This is a genomic window from Citrobacter sp. Cf132 (genome assembly GCF_030333885.1).
GTDB lineage: Bacteria > Pseudomonadota > Gammaproteobacteria > Enterobacterales > Enterobacteriaceae > Citrobacter > Citrobacter freundii.
This window is the reverse complement of record NZ_JAOWFA010000065.1, coordinates 1-4,445: the sequence shown is the minus strand read 5'-3', so window position 1 is coordinate 4,445 and position 4,445 is coordinate 1. Positions and strand designations below refer to the sequence as shown.

Genomic DNA, 4,445 nt, shown 5'->3' with positions numbered 1-4,445 from the left:
TGACCTGCTCCCCGTTGATTAGTACACCCCGATGTTAGTAATGTCTTCATAAGCCACATGAGGACATCCCCATGAAGAAGCGTTTTTCCGACGAACAGATCATCAGTATTCTCCGCGAAGCCGAAGCTGGGGTACCCGCCCGTGAACTCTGCCGCAAGCATGCCATTTCCGATGCCACGTTTTACACCTGGCGTAAGAAGTATGGCGGTATGGAGGTGCCTGAAGTTAAGCGCCTGAAGTCGCTTGAGGAAGAGAACACCAGACTCAAGAAGCTGCTTGCCGAAGCCATGCTGGATAAAGAGGCGCTTCAGGTGGCTCTTGGGCGAAAGTACTGACGACAGACCAGAAGCGGGAAGCCGTGATGTTGATGTGTGATGCGACCGGTCTGTCGCAACGTCGTGCCTGCAGGCTTACAGGTTTATCCCTGTCGACCTGCCGCTATGAGGCTCACCGTCCGGCTGCTGATGCGCATTTATCAGGGCGCATCACTGAGCTGGCACTGGAGCGCAGGCGTTTTGGCTACCGTCGTATTTGGCAGTTGCTGCGCCGTGAAGGGCTTCATGTTAATCATAAGCGCGTGTACCGGCTTTATCACCTCAGTGGCCTGGGCGTAAAACGCAGAAGACGTCGTAAAGGGCTGGCAACAGAACGTCTGCCGCTGCTCCGTCCGGCGGCGCCCAATCTGACCTGGTCGATGGATTTCGTCATGGACGCACTTTCCACCGGTCGCAGGATCAAGTGTCTTACCTGCGTCGATGATTTCACAAAGGAATGCCTGACGGTCACTGTTGCCTTTGGGATTTCAGGCGTTCAGGTCACGCGTATTCTGGACAGCATTGCACTGTTTCGAGGCTATCCGGCGACGATAAGAACTGACCAGGGGCCGGAGTTCACTTGCCGTGCACTGGATCAATGGGCCTTTGAGCATGGTGTTGAGTTGCGCTTAATCCAGCCGGGCAAGCCAACGCAGAACGGATTTATTGAGAGCTTTAACGGACGATTTCGCGATGAATGTTTGAATGAGCACTGGTTCAGCGATATCGTTCATGCCAGGAAAATTATTAATGACTGGCGGCAGGATTATAACGAATGCCGCCCGCACTCCACGCTGAATTATCAGACACCGTCTGAATTTGCAGCGGGCTGGAGAAAGGGTCATTCTGAGAATGAAGATTCCGACGTTACTAACTGAGTGTTGTATCTAATCGTGGGGGCAGGTCACTCAGACTGATCGAGCCAGAGCCAGTAGAGATTGGTTATTGGGCAGAATGAACACTTTTCCAAATAATGATGTTTATTTCCCCATAATATACCCTGATATACATACAGGTTTTGGTTCTTTTGCTAGACGCACAAAAATCCGCCCTTTAGATGATATAGATCTTATGTTTGGTCTCGATGGTGATGATTGTGTATACAGCGAGAGTGATGGAAAAATAATAATCACTGCGCGTGAAGGAACCGTTCGCTTAAAATACTATAAGCATGATGGCACAAATTTTATTAACTCTAGAAAAATAATAAACAGTTTTATCTCAAGCCTAAATCAAATTCCGCAGTATGATAAGGCTGATGTAAAAAGAAATCAGGAAGCAGCTACTCTGAAGCTAAAATCCTATGACTGGAATTTTGATATAGTTCCTGCATTCATTACTACTCCAGATTCATTTGGCAAGACATATTATTTAATACCAGATGGGAATGGTCATTGGAAGAAGACAGATCCACGAATTGACAAGCAAAAAGTTACTGATCTTAATGTTAAGCTCTCAGGAAACATGTTAAATGTCATTCGTGTAATAAAATATTGGCAAAAACGTCCGACCATGCCTTCAATGAGTAGTTACTTGTTAGAGACAATGCTACTTAACTACTTCAACGGTCGATCAGAATGTTATCAATGGGTCGATTTAGAGATTGTCAATGTTTTAGGTTACTTAGCCTCTGCTATATTTAGTCCAGTGTACGATCACAAAGGCATACAAGGAAACATAAACAACCTTAGTGATGATGATAAATTAAAGATATCTATTCGCTGTTATCTTGACCAAGGAAAAGCAACGGAAGCCCGTAATTACGAAAGCCAAAATAACCACAGAGCGTCCATTAACAAATGGCAGGATGTTTTTGGTGTCAACTTCCCATCATACGGATGAAAAATGAGTCAAATATTTTTGCGCCAAAATGATAGTAAAAACATTGAGTTACTAATGGCAATGAGGCGGACTTACTCACAGGTTAAATTTGTTAACTGGGTAGTGTTTTTTCTTAGTGTCGTAATGTCTGTCGCTATTGTAATATTTACTACAGTGATAAAGAAAATGGGGCTATTCCCTCATTTGACTATAGCTCCTTATCTCGGTTATTACGGTATAATCGTGTTGGTCATCACAATTATTTTTTCCACAATGATTTCCTCAATGAAAAAATGTGCAGCCACTATTCAGGAAATGTTTGACTGTGATGTCTTACACATTCCATGGAGTGAATTAAAAGTAGGGAAGCCGGTTGGCAGAGAAAATGTCTTTAAGGCTTCAAGGTATTACAAAAAAAGAAACAAAAATGATGAATTTATCAACTGGTATCTAAATAAAGATTACGATGCTAATGAAAACGTATTGGCATTATTATGCCATGCGAAAAATTTTGGCTGGGATAAGGCACAGCGCGATGTAATGAGCAAAATATATTTTACCACTATGTTACTTTCCTTTTTGGTACTCCTTGCATATGGTTTATGGTCTAAATCCTCGTTGGAAGATTTTTTGTTTTATATTGTTTTCATGCTCCCGTTTTTTAGACATGTGATAATGTTATACGTTGAAAACAACAAATCTATTAATCGAATTATGCGTGTTAAAGATTTTATTGAGAAAAAAATACAGAATATAAAGATAAGTGGCATTATAAACGATGACATCTTATCTCATGATTTAAGATCGATTCAGGATGAGGTTTATGCCCATCGATCGACCTCGAATCCTGTGCCCAATTGTCTCCACAGATTCATGCGGAAGAATAATGAGGCTATTTATGATGATTATTTTGAAGAGAACTTGAAAATTTTACCCCGATAGTTAATATACCCGGAGTTATCCTCCGGGTTTTCATATCTGTTTCTTACCAAATATTTCTTCAGATCGTGACTGAAGTTTTACCAGTGCATTGAACATATCGTCCTCATCCAGTGAACGCTGTGATTTCTTCGTCGTGGGGGCTTTTCGCCTGCGTGAAGGGCCGTCACCGGATGGCACTGATTGTGACCGGTTATTATCCCGTTCGGCCTGCACCAGTTGCGCCATTTCCAGCGCACGGCCAAGACGTTTATTGTCCACAATGGCACCCTGATCGATTTCAGACAGTTTGTCATAGGTGGAGTAGGGAAGTGATATGCCATTAAGTCGGAGCTCTTTATGTCCGTCAGGGTAATGCCAAACATCAATATATTTACCAATTGCCCGACGACTGAATTCGCTGTCTTCAATGAGATAAAGCACTTTGTCGTACTGCACCGTGAGTGATTTCGACACGCGGCGGGCTTCACGCCAAGTAAACACCATATCAAGATCATCATCGACATCCAGTTCCCGGTGAACATCGAACTCCTGGCGAGGCGCTTTTGAGAAACGTCGGTTGTAATCGTTCATGAACTCTTCGGCAAATGCGTTTGCAGCTTCCATGGTGCTGATGCCCTGAAGCCTGAGTTCCTTGACCAGTCTGTCCTGAAGGGTCTGATGCGCCCGCTCAACACGACCTTTTGCTGCGCTGGTTTCTGCACAGATGGTCTGAATGTTCAGTTCGTGCATCGCACGGCCAAACTGTGTATCGCCGTCGCCGCCGGTTGCATTTTTATTGTTGATCCTGAATACACTGGCTTTGTCGCTGTACAGTGCAAACGGTTTACCATGTTTTTCGATATAACCACGGGTCGCTTCAAAATAGGTGAAAGTAGACTCAGATTTCACGAAACGAAGCTGCATTAAACGACTAGTTGCATCGTCTACGTAAACCAGTGCCGTACACTTAGGTCCCCGGTTTTCAAACCAGTGATGATCACAGCCGTCGATTTGTATGAGTTCACCGGCACAGGCACGACGGTAACGAGGCTGCTGAATTTTTGGCGCACGTTGCTTACGTGGGACCCACAGACTGGCCTGAGTCATCAGCTTACGCACAGTTTCTTTGGAAAGATGTACGCCATGAACCTCAGACAGCTTTTCACAGGCCAGCGTCGGGCCGAAATCGTTATAGCGTTCTCGAATAATATTGAGCGCGTAAGCAGCCAGTCCCTGAGGCAACTGATGGTTGCTTGCTTTACCACGGCGACGGCTGGTCATTCCAAGTGGACCATCTTCACGATAACGAGCAAGAAGTCTGCGGCATTGCCTGTCGCTGATACCGAGGTGCTCGGCCGCACGGCGCGTTGTGATGCGACGTTCAATGAC

4 protein-coding genes are annotated in these 4,445 nt (G+C 44.8%); 3 read left to right on the top strand and 1 reads right to left on the bottom strand.

Annotated elements, in window-relative coordinates:
- Positions 1-71 precede the first annotated feature (71 nt).
- The 3 genes from OGV85_RS18550 to OGV85_RS18540 all read left to right on the top strand — a co-directional run bounded on the left by OGV85_RS18550 (position 72) and on the right by OGV85_RS18540 (position 3,077).
- Positions 72-1,192 (top strand): IS3-like element ISSen4 family transposase gene (locus tag OGV85_RS18550; protein ID WP_085950818.1). Its coding sequence is split into 2 segments (ribosomal slippage): positions 72-330 and positions 330-1,192, totalling 1,122 coding nucleotides; the frame shifts between segments, so codons are not numbered across the junction.
- Positions 1,193-1,268: 76 nt separating this feature from the next.
- Positions 1,269-2,156, top strand: coding sequence for a nucleotidyltransferase family protein (locus OGV85_RS18545; RefSeq protein ID WP_286553829.1), 888 nt, complete (start codon positions 1,269-1,271; stop codon positions 2,154-2,156).
- 3 nt (positions 2,157-2,159) lie between these two features.
- Entirely contained in the window at positions 2,160-3,077 is a 918-nt protein-coding gene (locus OGV85_RS18540; protein WP_001610307.1) for an S-4TM family putative pore-forming effector, read from the top strand.
- A 30-nt stretch (positions 3,078-3,107) separates the two neighbouring features.
- Here OGV85_RS18540 and OGV85_RS18535 read toward each other — a convergent pair.
- On the bottom strand, positions 3,108-4,445 hold a 1,338-nt coding region (locus OGV85_RS18535), incomplete at its 5' end, for an ISNCY family transposase (protein ID WP_286553826.1).